This is a genomic window from Streptomyces sp. NPDC031670, from assembly GCF_055580545.1.
Genome location: NZ_JBVILC010000028.1, coordinates 73,203 through 87,983, shown reverse-complemented (window position 1 = coordinate 87,983; position 14,781 = coordinate 73,203). Strand labels below are relative to the sequence as shown.

The following is a 14,781-nucleotide window of genomic DNA, read 5'->3' as shown; positions in this document are numbered from 1 at the left end:
TGCCCAAGTCTGATCACGCGAAGGGTGGGGAGATCGACTGAGCAGGTTTGGACGGCGCTAGAGCAGGGGGTGGGGAATTTCAGAGATCCCTATCAGTGCAGGTGATCCAGGGCCTGCGTCCGGACACGCTGGTCGGAATGGAGGAGTTGAGCCAGCATCTGAGGCGTGTCCCCGGCCGGGCCCATGCTGTGTTCCAGGACATGCCAGTCGGTGCCTTCCAGCACCAAGGCCGCATCAGGCAGGTCTCCTACGGCATCGGTGGTCATCTCCCGATTGTGCCAGCGCCACCCAAAGCCCGCAGCAAGGGCCGTAGGTCACCCGGATCAGCGGCACCGGAGACGGAACGGTGGTGATGTACGTCCGGGCCTCGCTCGACCTCCGTCGTGCCCAGATCTTCACGAGCCTCCGACCACGATCTACCTGCTGCGGACCGATGCCGCACTCGCCAGTCTGAGGAGCCGCTCCACTGGCCCACCCATTCCTTCGTCAGTGTTCTGCCTGACGGGCATCGATGAGGGCGCCCTGCGCTGCCAGGGGTAGTTCGTCAAAGAACCGAGCGGGCCCGAAACGACCGAGTCTGAAGACTCCGACGTAACGCGAGCGCAGGGCAGAGGGAATGGCAGTGGAACCGAATGACGTGGACTGGGCGTGGTATTTCGATCATGGGGCACACAACGCCAGGTAGATCCGGGCATGAAGGGCCGCGGCACAGTCCGCGTGCTATCTCTGCCCGGTTGGCTCCGTCGCGCGCACGCCAGGGTCATCCAGCCACATCCACTGGTCGCTTGGGGTGACGGTGAGGCCGAAGCGGGTTCGTTCGGGCTCGCCTGCGCTCTGCCACCACTGCAGAGCGGCTTCCGCTTCGTCCCACAGAAGGCGTGGCCCGTGCTGTGCCACTTCGAAGGTGAGCGCGCCGGGGGTGTAGTCGATGCTGGCCCAGGACGTGGTGTGATGGTCGGCGAGCCAGAGGGTGAACTCTCCGTTGGGGCCGTGTCCGACGCTGTAGCGGCAGTCGGGAACGCGGAGGCCAGTGACGAAGGCGGCATTGGGGTCGCCCAGCACTCGGCGGGGGTCCAGGCGCGTGCGGTGTGTCGCGGCCTGGTCTTCGTGGTGGATGACTGCCATGACGTCGCGGTGTACTGCGCGGGCCCGGTTCCACATGAACGAGCAGTCACCGATGACCGGTCCGGAGGCGGTGGCGTCGGCATGCACGTCGAGGGTGACCAGGACGCCGTTGTACAGGCCGGTGCCCCAGGGCAGCACGATCCGGCCGCCGGAGCGTGTCTGGCTGACGAGGGGGTAGGGCACGCGGTCGAGGGCGCAGGTGACGATGGTGCGGTCTACGGGCTGCAGTCCGGGCACGCGGACGGTGCCGTCGCCGCTGAGGATGCGGGGATGGTGTCCGGTCTTGGCCAGGCGGACGCGGGCCTCGTCGGCGAGGACGGGGTCGATCTCGATGCTGGTGACATGCTTGCCGCCGAGGCGGTAGGACAGCAGTGCGCTGTTGTAGCCGGTGCCGGTGCCGATTTCCAGCACCGTCATCCCGTCAGCTACCTGGAGCGCTTCCAGCATGCCGGCCACCACACGGGGCATGCTCGATGAGCTGGACGGAACGAGCGCGAGTTGATCGTGTTCGTCTTCGACCTGGGTAACCAAGGCGATGTCGTCATAGACCAGGGAGAGCCACCGGGCTGGATCGGCGTCACGGTCCACACGCGTGTAGCCGCCGTCGGCAGGTACCCAGATCCGGTGGGGGATGTAGTCCTCGCGCCGCACGTGGACGAATGCCTCGAACCAGGCGTCGCAGAGGTAGCCATCTGTACGCAGCCGGCGGGCCAGCTCTTCCGGCCCCGTCGCGCAGGTCACCTCGGGGGCTTTTCGGGCCGCTTGGGATCGGGCGGAGGGATGGGGCGGCCGGGCTTATGCCCGTCACTCTCCGAGGGATCGGGCTTGCCTCCGTGCTTGCCCACTAAGCAACGCCTCCTCCGCACTCTTCGTGACCCGGATCGTAACGAGGCCTGCGCCGAAACTGGAAGAGCGCCTCCAGACACGTGCGGCAGACGGCTGTTGTCGCTATCCGCGGCATCACTTGCTCGGCGACCGGGTCAAGACAGGCGCTGTTGGCCTTCAGCAGCCACAGCCGTGAAGCAGCCTCGGGTCCGGCTAGAGCTGAGCACCGCCTGCGGCTGAAGTCGAGGGGTCTACTCCCCCAGCCGGGGCACAGAAGGTTGAGACCCATTACCAGCATGGGTGAGCCAGGTCCTGCGCCTGAGAGGCGTCCACTGAGCGTCCACTCCTCGGCGTCCATCGCAACACGAAGCTGGTTGAGTACCGTCGGCCCATGCAGGCTCACCGGCGTGATACGGCCGGGCAGGCAGGACGACCATACGCCGACCACGATCCGGGCCGCCCGACGCCGCCCAGCCCACGGCGCGTGCCAGGCTACGTGCCGAGACGCCGGGCGCAGCCGGGTTCGTGTGTCCGCCTGGCCTCCCGTCGCGGGCGGTACGCCAGGAATTCGTCCACCTGGCCGACGAGGAGCGCGCTGCCGATCGTGTGGACCTCGGATGCCGATTGCCTGCGACCTCTGCGGTGCACCTGGACTGCCTGGGCCAGGAGGCGTGGTAGATGGCGTCGCGGGCCTAGGAGAGGGCGGCACAGTACGGCTCGGCGGGCAGCAGAGTTGCCCGTGCCTCTCATGGTCAAGCCAGGCATCGGGGCCGTCCGCACGACAGCACACCGCCAGCAGGTCGTCCGGGTCGTATGGGGTGACTGCGTTGGTGAGCATTGCGTGTACCTGCTGGTCAGTAGCTGGGGGGCGGGGACGCGGTGCTCGATAACCCCGATATGCCAGGCAGGCGTGGCCGGTCAGGAGTTTCGCTCGGAGGCGGAATTCCAGTAGTTGGCGAGCATCTCGCCCGGCCAAGAGGGCTGACAGATCTCGCCTTGGGGCCCCATGTGCGTGAAGTAGGGGGCGATGTCGATGACCGGGGTCCCGTCGACGGCGTCGAGGTCGGTGACCACCAGGTCGCGGCCCTTGACGTCCAACAGCCGCGGGTAGGAGATCGCGATCTGGTTGGGGCGCCTGTGGTTGCGGTGCACGAAGGTACCGGTCGCGGGCCACTGCGGGTTGTTGCGAGGGCTGCGTGCATGTAGCTGGACATCCTCGGGCCTGGCCCGGTGAAAGATCCAGGTGACGGTTAGGTGGCTGAATTCCTCAATGCCCTGAAGGGTTTCCAGGGGAAAGTGGTCGTCGAGGCGGATGGTGGACTCGATGCCGCCCTGGTAGTCGTCGAGGACGGCCTGGTGCCCGCCGACCACCCTCGCGATGGCCGTGACCTCAAACTTCATGCCACTCCCTCTCCCCTGCGGCTGCCCGCACCATGGCCAACCGCTAGATGCTCTCGTCCCGGTCCGGTCTCACCCTACGCTGAGCAGCACGTCGCGGGCGCGTTCGTCGAGTTCACGGGCTGGGGTTCCGCCGCGGGTCCGAAGTGGCGCCAGGACGCGGCGCATACGGATGACGGTGCCTTTGACCCGGCCGGACTCGATGGCGCCCATGGCGTCCAGCGCCTGGTTCCAGGTGGCGCAGGCAGCCTCGATGTTGCCCTGGAGTGCCTGGACGTCTCCGAGGTATCCCAGGGTGACCACGCCGGTGCGTGCGAAGGCGGCGCCGCGGGTGTGGACGGAGTGTTGGAATTCGCGTTCAGCCTCGCGGAGTTCGCCGAGGTCGCGCAGGGTGCAGGCGGTTTCGTGGGCGAGGGAGGCTTCGGTGAAGAAGAAGACGCGTGCAGGCTCGGCGTCTTCGTGGGTGGCGCGGGCGAGGTCGTCGGCTGCCCGGCGCAGCGCGGCGCGGGCTTCGCTCTTGCGGCCGGCGGCGGCCAGGGCGCGGGCGTGGACGACGCCCAGGAGCGCCTTCTCGCGGGGACTGGCCAGGGCGTAGCGGCGCTGGGCGAGAGAGGCTTCGGCCAGTTCCAGGGCTCGTGCGGGGTGTTGGAGGTCGACTTCCTGGTGGGCGGCGGCGCGCAGGATGTGGCCGGCAAGGGGGGCGTCGTCGGCTTCGGCGGCCATGCGGGCGGCAAGGCGGAAGGCGTGCTGAGCGGTGCCGTGGTCGTTGGAGTCGAAGCTGGTCCAGCCGGCCAGATAGACCAGTTCGGCGGCGGCCGTGAACAGCTGGCGGCGCAGGGACTCGTTCGGGAAGCGTGCGCCGAGGTAGCCAGCAACGTCGGTGCGCAGGTAGGCCAGGAGTGCTTCGTGTCCGGTCCTGCCGCCCAGTCGCTGGTCTTGGCGGGAGAAGAAGGTCATTGCTTCGCGCAAGGCCTCGATGTGGGCGGGGGTGATAGTGCGGCTGCCCCGGGGGGACCGGGCCTGGCCCCGTTCGCGTACACCGCGCCACCAGGTCTCGGGGGGCAGCACGGCGCCGGTTGCCGAGTACGTCAGCAGTGTGCGACGGGACAGGTCTGTCATGTTCGTGCCCCCGAGGTCTGCCAGCGCATCCAGAGTGTCGACGTCCCACACGGAGCTGCCCAGCGGCCGGGACGGGGCTTCGAGCCCGATCTCCTTGGGGGTGAGCGTGCGCTGGACTGCCCGCGAGAGCGTCTCACACAAGATACGCGCTGCCTGCGGGCCGGGCTGGGAGCCCAGGACCCATTGGGAGACGTGGGAGCGGGTGATGTGCAGCGCGCGGGTGTCCTCGAACTCGGCGGCCACACGGCGGCAGTGGGCTGCCGTCTGTTCCTGCGACCAGGCCGCTTCTGCGAGGACGGCTGCCAGCCTGTCGTTGCGTACGCGCGCCATGGCTTGCCTTTCACCACAGAAATGATCTTTAGCAGCGTTAGCCGCATTCGCGGCGGCCTGAGGGTATCGGGGCTCAACGCGCTGCGGTTAGCTCATCGTGACGGTATTAGCCAACGGCGTTGCACAGGACGGGAATTGGCCATCCCTCACTGCTTCGCGGACACCTCGGCTCTAACCAACGCACGCGCGACCGGCAGCTCCGCCGATGACTTTCGCAAGACTGCCGAGCACCTGCCAGGTGTGACCCAACCCGGCGACCTCGCACCCCACCCGACTCCGAACCGTTTCCCGTGGAGTACTGATGCCCAACCTGCCGTCTGAACACGCGCCCGAATTACGCCGACGGCCCGGCGCATCGGGCGCCTCGCCCGCTGCCGGGTGGACTCCCGGCACTGCAGCCCCTGCCGTCCTGCAGCACGCTGCTATGACCACCTTGCCCTCCGCAGGGGTGGACCGCGCCTCATGCCCTGTCGGCACCGCTAGCACGCTGCCAGGATTCACCCGTCGCGAGGTCCGGGTGCTGGCAATGGTGGCCCGGGGCGCGGACGCGCGGGGCTTGGCACAGGAGGGGCTGTACCGCTCAGAAGCCGCAGCCGTGCAGGGCGTGGAGGAGCTGGGCTGCGCCCTGGCCAGGGGTGAGGTCGTCCGCTGGTCGCGCATCGTGCACCTGGCGGTCGTGCAGGGGGCGGTGCCGGCGCCGTATCTGCCTGCTGTGGATCTGCCTGCGTTTCAGCACGACCTGCTGTGTGCGTACGCGGCCGGCTACGGGCTCGCCGAATATGCACACATGAGCCGGGGCGCGGTTTCGTTGGGCGAGGCACGGGAGCTGCGCCTGCTTCTCTGTCATCGGTTGGGCGCGACGGGTTCGGCGAACGCCGTGTATCTCGGGCATCAGCGGCGCCTGGTTACTCCTGGTGAGGTTGTGCGGGTGGCCTTTGAGAAGGGGGCCCGGCGATGAGCCCGTCCATCCCCTTGGCCCCGTCCTGGCCGGAGCTCAGCCTGGCGCCCGCGCGGTACCAGCACATGGGCCGCCGCTTGGAGGGCCGGCCGGTTTCCGCGCGGGTCTGGGATGCCTGGGCCGCAGATGGCTTGGCATCCTTGCCCGTGCTGGAGGACGAACTCGCCTTCTTCGCGCATCACACGACTCAGCGGCGGGGACGGCTCGCGGTGGATGCGGGGTGCGGGACAGGCGCCTTCAGCCGCTCCCTGCGCCGTCTCGGCTATCACGTGCGGGCAGTGGACTCCTCGTCCCTCTCGCTCGGCCTGGCTCGTGAGCGCGGCCATGGCCTCGGCCTCGTGTACGAGCAGCACGATCTCAACGCCGGTCCCCCGCCTCACCTGCCCGGCGGGGGGTGCGACGTGGTCGTCGCGCGCCTGGTCGTGCCGTTCCTTGAGGACCCGTTGAGGTGGCTGCACGAGGTGCGCAGCCACTGGCTGCGGCCGGGGGGATCTCTCTACCTCGTCGTGGCGCTCGGCGAGGCCGGCGCCCTGCTCCGCGGGCAGCTGCCCCACCAGGCCGCTGGCCGGCTGTGCCAGGGCTGGGAAGGCTGCGTGCGGTACGACCTAGGGCTGCTGACCTGCCTTTTTCTGTCCTCTCCTGCCCGATGACCCTGCCTGCGATCGAATCCGTGAAAGGCCGTGTCGTGACTCCCGTTGACCTCTCTCCCAGCGCCCAGCTCCCCACCATGTGCCGGATCACCCCTACCGCTCCCCGGAGCCTGGCGGGGTGCGAGGTGTGGTTCTCGGGTGAGGTCCGTCCTGGGTCGTGTAGCGCGTTACAGGATGTTCCACGCGTGGGTGTGGTCGTGGCGTTGCAGGGCGGTGATGCGTCGTTCGACTTCGCTGCGGCTGGCGGGGGCCTGGGGGACTTTGCGTGCGTTGGTCGTGATCATGCGCAGTTCGCGGATCGCGGCCAGGGTGGGGAAGCCGGGCCACTGGGTGACGTCGAAGCCGTAGGCGTCGGCGAAGGCCTGGTAGTGCTGCTGGCCGTGGCCGAAGCGCCTGCAGTGGATTTCGACGGTGACCAGGTCCCATTCCGGTTGTCCTTGGGTGACGGTGTCCCAGTCGCACAGCACGGCGGTGCCGTGTCCGGTGTGCAGCGCGTTGCGGTGCTGGGGGTCGCCTTGGATCACCCCGTCGTCGAGGACGAAGTCGACCGAGCTCAGGGCGTGATCGAGCTCGTCGGCGCGGCTGGTCAGGAAATCGAGGGTGGGCTGGGGAAGCCAGCTGGTAGCGGCGAGCGAGCGGCGTATGGCGGCGAGGTTGTCGTGGCGTGCGAGGTGCAGCGGCGGGAGGGGCAGCTGGTGCAGCGCGTGCAGGGGGGCGGCGAGTTGCGCGGCGGGGACGGGCTGTGGGGGCTGGGGGAGGTAGTGCCAGAAGGTGACGGCGTGACCGTCGATGATGACGGGCTGGGGCACGGGGTGCAGGGCGACGGTGGGAAAGCCCCGGTCCATGAGGTAACGGACGAAGGCGACGGTGCGGGCGACGTCGTCGGTGCGCGTTCCGCGGCGGGCGATTTTAACGACGGTCTGTTCGCGCTCCAGGAGGATGACCGCGTTGGTGTGTCCGCGAAGAAGGCGGGCACCGCGGTGGTCGAGTCCCGCAGTGTCGCAGGCTTGCTGCAGGACCTGGTGCATCTCGGAGTTGTCGAATCCGCCGGGAGCCATCACCACGTGAGTCATGGGCTCCACACTCGCCGACGAGGCGTGCGCCTGTCACGTGAGTCCGGGAGCTGGCGCAAGGATTTCCTTCAGCTCCCGGGCCGGGCGGCCCCACCGTGCCCCGGTGGGCAGTGCTGCCACGATCTCGCGCGCCCGCTCCTGCACGATGGGCGTGCGGTGCTCGCCGGCGATCCCGCGAAGGGTGGCCGAGGCCAGTTCGCAGGCGTCGGTGAGGCTGCCTTCGTGGACGAGGCAGAGGGCTGTTTCGAAGTGGAGCAGGGCCGGGTCGATGCCGGTGCGGCCCGGGTAGAGCTTCAGCGCGGCCTCTTGGACACGGCGGGCCTGGCGGGTACGGCCCAGCGCGGTGAGGGTCCCGCTCTCGTACAGGCGAAAGCGCCGCTCGGGGAAGGCGAAGGCATCGCTTGCAGAGGTCGGCTCCTCGCGGCTGCGGTCGAAGGCGTGCAGGGCATCGCGCCAGGCGGCCATGGAGGCGTGGACGTCGTGCAGCTTGGCCAGAGCGCGTGCCTCGGCGATGGCGGCGAAGGCCGTCGTGCGGACCGGCCGTCCGCGCACAATGGTGCGTGCCTGGCGGGCGAGGCGGACCGCCTCCTCGATGGGGCCGTAATAGAACGGCAGCATGGCTGCCTGCACCCTGACTCTGGCGCGCAGTTCGTCGGTGCCGCTGTCGTCGGCGGCGATCCGTGCGGTGTGGTACCAGCTCTGGGAGCGGCTGAGCTGCCCCAGTTTCATCAGCGCGTCGGCGACGAGGGTGGCGAGCATCGCGAGGAGTTCGGACAGCCGCACCTGGACCGCGGCGCACTGGCGGTGCGCTGCCATGGTTTCGACCTCGACGAGGTGCTCGCACAGCACGCTGATCATCTCGCGGGGCGGGGTGTAGACGTAGCGCTGGCGGGCCAGGAAGACCTGTTCCTCGATCACGGCCAGCTGAGCGGGGCCCACCGAGCCGGTGGCCAGCGTGCGGTCGACGGCGCGGCGCACCGCATCCACATGGCCCTCGAGAGAGTCGGTGCCGGCGGACCCGGTGGTGCCCTTGGTCTGCGGGGGTGTGCTGGACGGCCGTGCTGGGGCGGCTTTGCGCAGCCCCAGCTCCGCGGGGCCGGTGCGGTAGAGCTCGCACAGCAGGCTCAAGGTTGCCTCGCGGGGCTGGCGGCCGGTCTCCCAGCGTCCCATCTGGTCGGCATCGGCGCGGGGGGCTGCCGCGCGCCCCTCGCCCAGCAGGTTCAGCTCGTGGGCGGCCTGGTGCAGGGTGAGCCCCCGGGCCAGCCGGTGGGCACGCAGCATCGACACCGCGCAATGCTCGTGGATAGCCCGGACGATTGTGTCGAGGCTCTCTTGCCGGTCAAGTGCCTCTTGGCGGATACGCCGCGCACACGTGGGGCCGTGTGTTGTCGCGTCCATCAGTACCTCCCACACACTGCAAGCGCTCTGCGCAGGGTAGTGAAAGAACGTCAGACGGCGTCAAGAAACAGTGACTTGACTGCTGAATGTAGCGGTTCACAGTCACTGCTCAGCGCCGAAGTGACGGACCAGTGAACTGCCTCCTTGCTCCCCCGGTCCTCCGCGGCAAGGGTTGCCCACCCGCGGCCCTTCTCCGAGCGCACAACGGCCGCACCACGCGCAGAGGCCCTTCCCCTCTTCGATCTGGAGTCGCGATGCCCACCCCGCCGTCTGCCCCCATGGGAGCTCCCCGGCGCACGCCCGACCGGACGGGAGCCACACCCGCACCCGGGTGGGATGCCAGCAGCCCGCCGACGGTGGTCACGCAACGGGTACTGGGTGGGCTTCAGGGTTCCTCGCGCGCCGATATCGCGGCGGACATCCGGGCTGTCCTGGCCGCCACCGTCGACCACGTCGCCAGCCTGCCGTCCGAGCACGCGCAGACAGCGAGGCGCGCAGCACGCTCGGCGCTGCAGTGCCCGCCGGACGAGCATGAGTTGGCGGTGCTGACGAACGCCGCACGGGCCCTGGAGCCCTTCCTCAAAGACCCCGCCTACGTGCCGCCCGACCTCACGCTCGCTGCACCCGCCGCGGTCTATACGCGTTTCACCACGTTGGACGGCGTGCGGGTTCGGGACCGGCTGAACGCCCTGTACCTGACCTGCGCGCGCAACGACGGTGAAGTGGTGGCGGATGCCTATGACGTGTGCCCGCCCGAGGTGCCGCTCGCCGAGCGTCCCCAGTGGGCGCAGCACATCCTGCCCGCCGTGGCGGACGGTTCGGTGAAGCTGGTGGTGACCGCATGCCGCGATGACTTCCTCTGCCCCGCTTCATTCGCCAGCTCGGCTGCGTATGAGCAGGCGTGGAGCTACACCGCCGCATGGTTCACCGCCCGCGAGGTACGCCTGGTTTTCCGCTCCCCCGCCCGGTCTTGCGAACCCGCAGTCGACGCACATCCCAATGTCGCTCTCTGTGAAGGATCCCGCTCGTGAATCCCCCCACCCTGGCGTTGCATCCCTCTCCCCCAAGCGCACCTTCGGCCACCAGCCCGTCCGCCCCACGGGGCACACACAGGTACAGCACCATCGGCAGGCACGTACCCGGGGATGAGGTGTGGTTCCAGCGCGAAAATGCGAGGGAACTGACGGAGACGGACTGCCAGTGGCCGGGCTACTGCCGCCAACTCTGCAGGTACACGCTGGAACGCTGTGCCGCCGGTGACCAGGTGGAGCGCGGCGAGCAGGTGGTCAGTGAACTGGTCACCAATGCGTTGCAGCACGGCGACCCCCGGCGTCCCATCTGCATGGGTGTGTGGTGCCACCCCACGGTGGTCCGGATCGAGGTCACCGGCTCCGCTTCTCCCTGGAGCCCGCCGGAGGGCGAAGGGGACCTGTACGGGGAGAGCGGGCGCGGGCTCTGGCTGGTGGGGATGTACGCGGACGACTGGGGCATGACCTCGGCTCCCGGCCGCACGACTGTCTGGTGCGAGCTGTACCGCACGCGAAGCGCGAAGGCGGTGTCATGAACCCCAGTCTCAGCCGTCCGTCGCTGGTGCACCGTGTCATGTGGGCCCGCCCTGGTGTGCCTGATCCTGTTGCCTGGCCGCAGGCGGGTGCCCCCAGGATGATGTTCCCCGGCCACGAGCAGAGGGTGCTGAACGGGGCCGCCCAGGGGCGTGGCATCCGCGAATGTGATTGCGCCGACGGCTTGTTCCGAGCGGCAGGTACCGCAGATGCGCGCTGATCTGCTGGGGGAGGGCGCCCACATCATCCTGTGCCAGATCAGATGCGGCACCTACCCGCCCGGCGCCACGTTCCCCGGGCCGGCAGCACTGGAGTATCAGCTGGGGCTGTCTCCTCAGGCGGCCCGCCACGCCATCCGCAGCCTGGTGGAGTGCGGGGTGCTGCGCCCCGGCGTGCCGCTCACCGTGGCCCACCCCCGCCGATGGCGGATCGCGATGCCGGTCCCGGACGCCGCCGCCGAGCGCGTGGCCGAGTACATCCTTAGCCGGATCAGAAGTGGTCAATACCCCGGCGGGGCCCCTTTGCCCTCTGTCAGTGAGCTGGCCGCGCAGCTCAGGACATCTGGCTCCGCGGTGCAGGACGCTCTGCGGCTGCTGGCGGCGTGCGAGATTGTCACCGGCTGTCCCCCTCGGGTCGGCCGCCCCCTCGTCCCGACCCCCGCACTGAAGTTCGCCCTGGCCCGCGAGGTGCTGCACGAGGAACACGCGAAAGCCGACCGGCAGCACCAGGGGGTGCCGGCGCAGCACGGTGCGAACACGGCTGAAGTCCGCGCTCTGGTGGAGTTCCAGGCGCTGCTCGCCGGGAGCGGCCTGCCGGATCAGGCGTCGATGTCCGCAACTGATGCGGTGGCCCGGTGGCTGCGGGCCCGGCTCGAAGACGGCACGTACAGGCCCGGTGAACGTCTTCCGTCCTGCACAAAGCTCGGGGCTGTCCTCGGCGTGACCCGGGATGTCGTCTACTCCGCCCGCGGGCGGCTGATTCTTGAGGGGCTGCTGCGCTCCGACTGCCGACGCACATATGTCGCCCCACCAGGCCCCGCCGTTCAGGCGTCGGCTCCGCCCTGTCGTGACGGCGCGAGGACTCTCACCCAGCGGGCCGAGAGTCGCCTCCGTGAACTCCTGGCCGCCTGCAGGCCAGGCGAGAAACTTCCCAGCACGCGAACGCTGGCCCAGGATCTCGGCATCGCGCGCACCACGATCAACCATGCCCTCCAACGCCTCCAACGCGAAGGCTTGGTAGAAACGCGCGGCCACCTGGGCTGTTTCGCAGCCCCCGTCCCCGGCAGGACCGATCCTTCGTGCCAGCCGCTGGCCGCCGGCCCCCAGGTAGCGACCGGCCGCACAGATCCTGCCGTGCACCGTCCGCTCGCCGACCACTGCAGCTGACCGGCACTGGTGGTCCCGCCCCGCACTTCGACTTGTTCCTGGAGGAATGGTGTCTGCCCCAAAGGCTTCTCTGCCGGCCGCACAAACTCCGCTGCCTGCCATGCTGAGCATGGCCCGGCGAGCCATACCCGCGGCCCCAGACAGCGAGCTGGTGCTCGACTTAGGTCCTGCCTGCGTGCAGTTGGTGCTCACCCAGGCCGGAGCGTACTCCCGGCAGATCCTGGCCGCCGTCGAGAAACGGTCGGCACCTTCCTCACTCGCCGTCCTCACGGAGAAGGACGGCCTCTTCTGGCTCTGGCTCATTACACCGGTCGAGGTGTGGGACGAGAGCCCGGGGCACACCTTCCGCTACTCCAAGGGCACCGTCGTGCTTCCGCCCCTCACCCGGACGGGCCCGCCCGGCGCCTACTGGATACGCACCCCCGGCAGTCGCCTGCTCGACCCCGCCCTCCTGGCCGAGGCGGTCCGCGAGGCCGAGCAGACGTGGCCCAGTGCCCTGAACACGGCCGGATGTCTGCCGGCGGTGGAGCGATGACCGCCGGGCCGCTGAACGGGAGGCCGCCGTCCGCCCCGGTGGTGGCGGTCCTGGGACCGCCTGCCGCGGGTAAGTCCATGGTGGCTGACGCACTCGCCGCCTGCGGCGCGGCTGAGTTCCGGCTGTATGAGGCTGCCCTGCAGCTGGCGCAGGCGGAGCCGGTCATCGCCGCGGCGCTGGAGGACCATAGCGACCCGATCGGCGAGCTGCCCGATCTTCTGGCGCACGATCTGGCCCGCACGGCCATCGATATGGCCAGGCACCGCCTGATCATGCTGGCCGGCTATCCCCTCAACCGTGCCCAGGCGCAGGCGCTGCAGCTTTGTCTGCGGGCCCGGGGCCGGCGGCTGAGCGTGATCGAGTTGACGGCCCGGCCCGGCATCCTGGCGGCCCGGCTCGCGCGCCGCCGGATCTGCCCCCTCTGCGACCCGGCAGCCAGCGTCCCGCGTCTATCCGGACCGGTGATGCCCCGCCTGGGGCAGTGCGGTGCTTGCGACGCGCCGCTGACGGTGCGCGCCGCCGACCGCGGCTTACAGGCCGAGCAGCGCCAAGCCCGCTACGCGGCGAACCTACTGGGCATCCGGGCCGTACTCGAAGGCGACCCGACAGTGGCGTGGCACACCCTCACCACTGATCCAGGCTCCCCCGAACCGGCCGTCTGTGTACTGGACCCGCTTCCTCGCACGGCCGAGGGGAGGCTGGCGTGAGGACTTCGGGCGTGTATGTGATGCGGGTCCTTACTGCCGCTGATACGCAGGCCGCCACCGCTCTCATCCGGGAGCGCGTGAGTGCCGTGGAAGCTCAGGCGGCCGGCGACGCCGGAGCCGTCACACTGCGCATCGCCAGCTTCCTCGGTACCAACCCCAGCACCCGCGGATGCGTGGCCGGCCTCTTCGAGGACGGCGTGCTGCTGGCCGTCCTCGCGCTGACCCGACACGGCAGCCCGGTCGGTGGCCGGGCGGACGAACACGCACTGGACGTGGTCGACGCCTACACCCACACCCGTATGCGGGCACTGCGTCTGGGGACGTTGCTGTCCATGTGGGTCAGCGACTATGCGAGCCGACTTGCCCCACCCGCTTCCCGCGTCACTGCGGTGGTCCATGATCCTCATCTCGCCGCCTACCTGATCCAGATGTGCGCCTGGGAACAGGACCGTCACGTCCGGGAGGCCGGCCGCCCTGCGGTCTTCCTCCACCGCCCCGCCGAAAGACTGCGCAATCTGGAGCAGCTCATCGCCACTGACGCCGCGTTGGTCGACGTCTTGAGCGAGGTCGGCTCCGCCGGTGACATCGAACCCCGCACGGCTGGGGGCTGCTACTTCCCGAGTGAGGGGAGGCGGTGATGGCGCACCGCCACCGGATCGGGGAGGAGACCCTGGTCCCCGTCTACCACCCGGCCGGGTTCGACGCCCCGCTGCGCACCGCGCTGCAGGAGATGGAGGCAGGCCGCTGGGCCGCGATACGCGATCTCCTGCACGCCACCGGCACGGACTGGGTGCTGCGCACCTCGCGTACCCAGGTCCTGGCCGCCGCTGCGGCGCGCACTGGCCACGACATCGTGGGGGCTTGGCTGTATGAGGAGCCGGACTGTGCGGACGCGCACGTCCTGCGCGCCCGGGTGCTGGTGCAGCGGGCGCTGGATGCCCACCGCCGCGGACAGGCGCGTACGGCTGCGCTGGTCGAGGCGGCGCGGACCAGCTGTCGCCAGGCACTCGATCACGCCCCAACGGACCCCGTGCCGTTAATCGCCTGGCTGGCGCTCGGCGTGATTGACGTCCACTTCCAATACCCCGAGTACTGGCAGCAGACGAGCGAGCCGATGCTGCCGCCCGGCCCCTGGGGGCTGTGGGCGGCCATCTGGCAGCGCCACCCCTACAACCGGGAAGCCGCGCACCAGATGATGCGCTGTGTCAGCCGCCACGGCACCGGCGCCGGGGCCGCCGACTTCGCCCGCTGGGTGGCCTCGTGGGCACGCCCAGGCGTGGACGGGGCGTTGCTGATGCTGCCGCTGTACGCAGCCGTGGAAGCCTTTCGGCAGTACGGCGGCAGCGACCCGCTGCTGCGCCGTCAATGGGCTCACGACCCTGTCCACCGAGACGTGCTGAAGGCCGCCGACGGCGCGGACCTGCGCGCGGATCCGCACGTTTCCGTCGCCGACCTCAACCACCTCGCCCACGCCCTGTTCTCGGCCGGTGAATACGGGCGGGCGGCAGACGTCTTCCGTGTTCTGGACTGCCACTTCACCCGTGCCCCGTGGGCCTACAACACCTCGGACCCGTCCCAGGATGCGCTGGCGGCCCACGAGTTCCTGCGGGCGCGCGGCATCTGCTTCAGCCCTGCCCGGCCCGTCCGCGCACGGGACGTCGCCTCCCCCGGCCCTTCCCCGCCCTGACACCACTCCCCTTCCCCCTCCCGTCCTTG

15 protein-coding genes are annotated in these 14,781 nt (G+C 69.7%); 9 read left to right on the top strand and 6 right to left on the bottom strand.

Annotated elements, in window-relative coordinates; genetic code table 11:
- Nucleotides 1–92: 92 nt before the first annotated feature.
- The 4 genes from ACZ5ID_RS33355 to ACZ5ID_RS33340 all read right to left on the bottom strand — a co-directional run bounded on the left by ACZ5ID_RS33355 (nt 93) and on the right by ACZ5ID_RS33340 (nt 4,797).
- Complete coding sequence (locus tag ACZ5ID_RS33355) at nt 93–266, bottom strand: hypothetical protein (protein WP_468905548.1); 174 nt, start codon at nt 264–266, stop codon at nt 93–95.
- 454 nt (nt 267–720) lie between these two features.
- The gene (locus ACZ5ID_RS33350; RefSeq protein ID WP_468905546.1) at nt 721–1,866 is read right to left on the bottom strand and encodes an rRNA adenine N-6-methyltransferase family protein; all 1,146 of its coding nucleotides are present in this window, start codon (nt 1,864–1,866) and stop codon (nt 721–723) included.
- A gap of 1,002 nt (nt 1,867–2,868) precedes the next feature.
- Nucleotides 2,869–3,351, bottom strand: coding sequence for an SAM-dependent methyltransferase (locus ACZ5ID_RS33345; protein WP_468905544.1), 483 nt, complete (start codon nt 3,349–3,351; stop codon nt 2,869–2,871).
- 69 nt (nt 3,352–3,420) lie between these two features.
- Nucleotides 3,421–4,797 carry a Tat pathway signal protein gene (locus tag ACZ5ID_RS33340; RefSeq protein ID WP_468905542.1) on the bottom strand — a complete coding sequence of 459 codons (1,377 nt, stop codon included), beginning with the start codon at nt 4,795–4,797 and terminating at the stop codon, nt 3,421–3,423.
- A 424-nt stretch (nt 4,798–5,221) separates the two neighbouring features.
- Between ACZ5ID_RS33340 and ACZ5ID_RS33335 the strand changes: the two genes are divergently transcribed.
- Nucleotides 5,222–5,755 (top strand): hypothetical protein, encoded by a 534-nt coding sequence (locus ACZ5ID_RS33335; RefSeq protein WP_468905539.1) that lies wholly within the window; start codon nt 5,222–5,224, stop codon nt 5,753–5,755.
- 131 nt (nt 5,756–5,886) lie between these two features.
- The gene (locus tag ACZ5ID_RS33330) at nt 5,887–6,405 is read left to right on the top strand and encodes a class I SAM-dependent methyltransferase (protein WP_468905537.1); all 519 of its coding nucleotides are present in this window, start codon (nt 5,887–5,889) and stop codon (nt 6,403–6,405) included.
- 167 nt (nt 6,406–6,572) lie between these two features.
- On the opposite strand, the gene ACZ5ID_RS33325 is transcribed toward ACZ5ID_RS33330, so the two are convergent.
- The gene (locus tag ACZ5ID_RS33325; RefSeq protein WP_468905535.1) at nt 6,573–7,478 is read right to left on the bottom strand and encodes a phosphotransferase family protein; all 906 of its coding nucleotides are present in this window, start codon (nt 7,476–7,478) and stop codon (nt 6,573–6,575) included.
- A gap of 33 nt (nt 7,479–7,511) precedes the next feature.
- On the bottom strand, nt 7,512–8,759 hold the full coding sequence (locus ACZ5ID_RS33320; RefSeq protein ID WP_468905557.1) for an XRE family transcriptional regulator: 1,248 nt from the start codon (nt 8,757–8,759) through the stop codon (nt 7,512–7,514).
- A 473-nt stretch (nt 8,760–9,232) separates the two neighbouring features.
- On the opposite strand from ACZ5ID_RS33320, the gene ACZ5ID_RS33315 reads away from it, so the two are divergent.
- The 7 genes from ACZ5ID_RS33315 (at nt 9,233) to ACZ5ID_RS33285 (ending at nt 14,752) form a co-directional block, all read left to right on the top strand.
- Nucleotides 9,233–9,907, top strand: coding sequence for a hypothetical protein (locus tag ACZ5ID_RS33315; RefSeq protein WP_468905532.1), 675 nt, complete (start codon nt 9,233–9,235; stop codon nt 9,905–9,907).
- Nucleotides 9,908–10,140: 233 nt separating this feature from the next.
- Nucleotides 10,141–10,440 carry an ATP-binding protein gene (locus ACZ5ID_RS33310; protein ID WP_468905530.1) on the top strand — a complete coding sequence of 100 codons (300 nt, stop codon included), beginning with the start codon at nt 10,141–10,143 and terminating at the stop codon, nt 10,438–10,440.
- A 207-nt stretch (nt 10,441–10,647) separates the two neighbouring features.
- Nucleotides 10,648–11,823 (top strand): GntR family transcriptional regulator, encoded by a 1,176-nt coding sequence (locus tag ACZ5ID_RS33305; RefSeq protein WP_468905528.1) that lies wholly within the window; start codon nt 10,648–10,650, stop codon nt 11,821–11,823.
- 100 nt (nt 11,824–11,923) lie between these two features.
- Nucleotides 11,924–12,358: a hypothetical protein gene (locus ACZ5ID_RS33300; RefSeq protein WP_468905526.1), complete on the top strand. Its 435-nt coding sequence runs from the start codon at nt 11,924–11,926 to the stop codon at nt 12,356–12,358.
- A gap of 77 nt (nt 12,359–12,435) precedes the next feature.
- Nucleotides 12,436–13,065, top strand: a complete 630-nt coding sequence (locus ACZ5ID_RS33295; RefSeq protein WP_468905524.1) for an adenylate kinase family protein — start codon at nt 12,436–12,438, stop codon at nt 13,063–13,065.
- A 77-nt stretch (nt 13,066–13,142) separates the two neighbouring features.
- The gene (locus ACZ5ID_RS33290) at nt 13,143–13,703 is read left to right on the top strand and encodes a hypothetical protein (RefSeq protein WP_468905521.1); all 561 of its coding nucleotides are present in this window, start codon (nt 13,143–13,145) and stop codon (nt 13,701–13,703) included.
- A complete protein-coding gene (locus ACZ5ID_RS33285) occupies nt 13,703–14,752 on the top strand; it encodes a hypothetical protein (RefSeq protein WP_468905519.1) in 1,050 nt (349 codons plus the stop codon). Before ACZ5ID_RS33290 ends, ACZ5ID_RS33285 begins: the two co-directional genes overlap by 1 nt.
- The last annotated feature ends 29 nt before the right edge of the window (nt 14,753–14,781 follow it).

Bases quoted from the DNA above. Each gene is read 5' to 3' on its own strand.
- ACZ5ID_RS33355 (WP_468905548.1), bottom strand. From the start codon at position 266: ATGACCACCGATGCCGTAGGAGACCTGCCTGATGCGGCCTTGGTGCTG.
- ACZ5ID_RS33345 (WP_468905544.1), bottom strand. From the start codon at position 3,351: ATGAAGTTTGAGGTCACGGCCATCGCGAGGGTGGTCGGCGGGCACCAG.
- ACZ5ID_RS33340 (WP_468905542.1), bottom strand. From the start codon at position 4,797: ATGGCGCGCGTACGCAACGACAGGCTGGCAGCCGTCCTCGCAGAAGCG.
- ACZ5ID_RS33335 (WP_468905539.1), top strand. From the start codon at position 5,222: ATGACCACCTTGCCCTCCGCAGGGGTGGACCGCGCCTCATGCCCTGTC.
- ACZ5ID_RS33325 (WP_468905535.1), bottom strand. From the start codon at position 7,478: ATGACTCACGTGGTGATGGCTCCCGGCGGATTCGACAACTCCGAGATG.
- ACZ5ID_RS33320 (WP_468905557.1), bottom strand. From the start codon at position 8,759: ATGCTGCGTGCCCACCGGCTGGCCCGGGGGCTCACCCTGCACCAGGCC.
- ACZ5ID_RS33305 (WP_468905528.1), top strand. From the start codon at position 10,648: ATGCGCGCTGATCTGCTGGGGGAGGGCGCCCACATCATCCTGTGCCAG.
- ACZ5ID_RS33300 (WP_468905526.1), top strand. From the start codon at position 11,924: ATGCTGAGCATGGCCCGGCGAGCCATACCCGCGGCCCCAGACAGCGAG.
- ACZ5ID_RS33295 (WP_468905524.1), top strand. From the start codon at position 12,436: ATGGTGGCTGACGCACTCGCCGCCTGCGGCGCGGCTGAGTTCCGGCTG.
- ACZ5ID_RS33285 (WP_468905519.1), top strand. From the start codon at position 13,703: ATGGCGCACCGCCACCGGATCGGGGAGGAGACCCTGGTCCCCGTCTAC.